Source organism: Arthrobacter sp. H41 (assembly GCF_000520535.1).
Classification (GTDB): Bacteria; Actinomycetota; Actinomycetes; order Actinomycetales; family Micrococcaceae; genus Arthrobacter_D.
In genome coordinates this window covers 1-3,050 of sequence record NZ_AZRZ01000475.1, presented here as the reverse complement: position 1 = coordinate 3,050, position 3,050 = coordinate 1, and the positions used below count along the sequence as shown (strand labels likewise).

The window sequence follows — 3,050 nt, the reverse complement described above, 5'->3', positions numbered from 1 at the left end:
GCCCCAGCCGCAGCAGTGGCGGTTCGGGTCCGGGATGGTCCGGCCCCGTAGGCGGCCAGCAGATTCTGGGCTGACAGGGTTTCCTTTGCCGGTCCGCAGGCGATGGTGCGCACGTTCAGCAGTAGCGCCCAGTCGAAGACTTCCCGGATCGTGTCCAGGTCGTGGTGGACGATGATGATGGTTCTGCCTTCATCGCGTAGTTCCCCGAGTAGCCCGAGCAGGTCGGCCTCGGTGCGGGCATCGATACCGGCGAAGGGTTCATCCATTACTAGTAGTTGCGTGTTCTGGGCCAAGGCGCGGGCCAGGAAGATGCGTTGGCGTTGTCCACCGGAGAGTTGACCGATCTGGCGGCGGGAGTACTCGGACATGCCCACCCGCTCCAGGCACGCATCCACCATGGATTTGTCTGAACGGGTGATTCGTCTGAACCATCCGGTGGAGCGGTAGCGGCCCATTTCCACCACTTCACGGACGGTGATGGGAAAGTCCCAGTCCACGCCCTCGCGCTGGGGCACATAGGCGACCTGGTCCAGTGCTTTCCGGGCGGGACGCCCACCAATGCTGGCGTGCCCGGCGTCGACGGGAAGCAAGCCCAGCGCAGCGCGCAGCAGCGTCGATTTCCCCGCACCGTTGGGCCCGGTGATTGCTGAGAGAGCGCCGGTGGGGAACCAGGCGTCGACATCCCACAGCACCGGCCGGTTCGTGTAGCTGACGGTCAGTCGGGCAATATCCAGGGCACTTTCCTGCCGCTGCGTCTTCAGCAGGGTCATGAGAGACCCTCGGTGATCACCGTGGCGTTGTGCATCAACGCCCCCTCGTAGTCGCCCTTGCCGTCCGCGGGCTGTCCCAGTGAGTCCCCGAACAGTTCACCACCGACTTCCGTGGGCTGGCCGGCTTCCTCCGCGGCGGCGAGCACCGCATCGATGGTCTGCCGGGGCACGCTGGATTCTATGAACACGGTTTTCAGCTCCGCCTCCGCGATGGTTCCCGCGACCCGGCGGATATCGGCGGTGGTGGCTTCTCCTGCCGTGGACTTGCCCTGGATCGCGGCCACGTCGAGGCCATAGGAGCGCGCGAAGTAGGAGAACGCGTCATGGGAGGTGACCAGCACACGGGATTGTTCCGGGACCTGCTCGATCATCGCGTTGATATTAGCGTCCATTCCCTCGAGCCCGGCCGTGAAGTCTTCCAGACGCGTTTGGTAACCATCCGCATTGTCGGGGTCGACTTCCTGATACGCCTTAGCGACGGCCTCGGCGGCATAGGTCCAGGCCTCGGTGTCGAACCAGATGTGCGGATCGTATTCCCCGCCCGGGACATCCTCGACCGCGATCAGCAGGTCCTCCGGAACGGCATCCCCGACGGCGACCACGGGAACCTTTGTGCCCACCTCCTCGAAAACTTCTTCCATATTGGCTTCGAGGTTCAGCCCGTTCCACACGGCCATGTCAGCACCCACGAGGGCATCGATGTCGCCTGCGCTGGCCTGATACAGGTGCGGGTCCACACCGGGACCCATCAGCCCCGTCACCTCGGCGTGGTCCCCACCGATCTGACGGGCCAGATCAGTATGCCAGTTCGTGGTGGCCACGACCCGAACTTTCCCCCCGTCATCCACTCCACCGGTCTCGGCCGTCCCTGCGGTATCGCCGCAACCGGCAAGAACAAGAGCGAGAACCGGGAACAGGGACGCCACAAACCAGTCTCGCCGCCGGGACCGGGGCAGGCTCCCTTCAGTGCAGGAAGCGGTGCGTGCTGCGTGGGGTGATTGATGCACTTTATGCTCCGGACGTGAGGTCGGTGGATACGGTCGTTGCCTGGCCAGTTGCGGGCAGCACGGTGCCGTGGATCAGGCGGGTCAGGGTGGAACCGAGCGCATATCTCTGCCCGCCCAGTTCGACCCACAAGGGTCCGTCGAACGGTGCCCGTTCCTGAACCGTGAGTTCAACCCCGGGCAGAATGCCAAGCTCCGCCAGGTAGCGCAGCGCCGCGCTGTCACGATCCGAAATCCTCTCCACCAGGAACAGGCATCCCGGCGCAGTGCGGTCCAACGGCATGCCCCAGGCCTCATCATGCGGTCCATGTTTGGGCGGAATGGGATCCCCATGAGGATCACGGGTCGGAAACCCGAGCGCCTCGTCAATACGATCCTCCAACCGGGGACTCAACGCGTGCTCCAAACGCTCGGCCTCGACATGGACTTCGTCCCAGCCCATCTTCAGGAACCGGTGCAGGAAAGTCTCCAGCAGCCGGTGCCGGCGCACCACCGCCAACGCATGTTCTCGCCCATGATCCGTCAGGACCACGCGACCGCGGCCAGCATGGGAAACCAGATCGTTCTCCTCAAGCCGCTTCACCATCGCCGACACCGAAGGCGGTGCCACCCCCAGACGCTCGGCAATCAGCGTCGTCGTCGCCGCCGGCTCGCCCACTGAGGACATGTGGAAAACAGCCTTCAAATAGTTCTCCACCGTCTCACTATGCTCGATGACACAGCACGGGAGGGTGCTCTCTAACTGCTTTTCGATGACCATACAAACGATATTAGACGCATCTAAGTGCTGGTTCAAACCCTACCGACCCGGCAACGACAGGCTCCGCTCTACCGGTTCAGGCTATTACTCGTCCACGTCGTGGAGAGCGCATAGCTGATTCTTTTGCGCTGCTTGGAGACTCGGTGACAGCCCACCAGGGGTGCTACCAGATCGTTCCCGTAAAGGCCTACAGAAAACCTCGGACAGGTAACGTCGCTGTGCATCCCGCATCAGACCGTGAAGTATCGGCGAATTTCCTCTAACGGATCGACCGCAGTGACCGAAAAGCCTTCACCGCGTTCCATCATCAAATCTCAGCCCAGGTATAGATATTGGTGCGGCGGGCCGATGTTGATGCAGAACTCAGCACCGATGTCACCCAGGAGGTAATTCCGGTGGTTTTTACGGCTACTCCGCATTTCTATCTGGCGGCTCTAAACGTCCTGTAAGCCGATGGTGAATTCAAGCGGTCGTTGCAACGGTGGGGTTTCCTGGTTCGAATAGTAGTTGTTGCAT

3 protein-coding genes are annotated in these 3,050 nt (G+C 62.3%); all 3 read right to left on the bottom strand.

The window, feature by feature from the left end; translation table 11 throughout:
* Positions 1–770, bottom strand: a 770-nt coding sequence (locus Y705_RS16505) for a metal ABC transporter ATP-binding protein (RefSeq protein ID WP_049822104.1), incomplete at its 3' end; no start/stop codon positions are given.
* Complete coding sequence (locus Y705_RS0101525; protein WP_216698703.1) at positions 767–1,591, bottom strand: metal ABC transporter solute-binding protein, Zn/Mn family; 825 nt, start codon at positions 1,589–1,591, stop codon at positions 767–769. The genes Y705_RS16505 and Y705_RS0101525, both read right to left, overlap by 4 nt.
* 187 nt (positions 1,592–1,778) lie before the next feature.
* A complete protein-coding gene (locus tag Y705_RS16500) occupies positions 1,779–2,534 on the bottom strand; it encodes a metal-dependent transcriptional regulator (RefSeq protein WP_049822103.1) in 756 nt (251 codons plus the stop codon).
* Positions 2,535–3,050 lie beyond the last annotated feature (516 nt).

Bases quoted from the DNA above. Each gene is read 5' to 3' on its own strand.
- Y705_RS16500 (WP_049822103.1), bottom strand. From the start codon at position 2,534: ATGGTCATCGAAAAGCAGTTAGAGAGCACCCTCCCGTGCTGTGTCATC.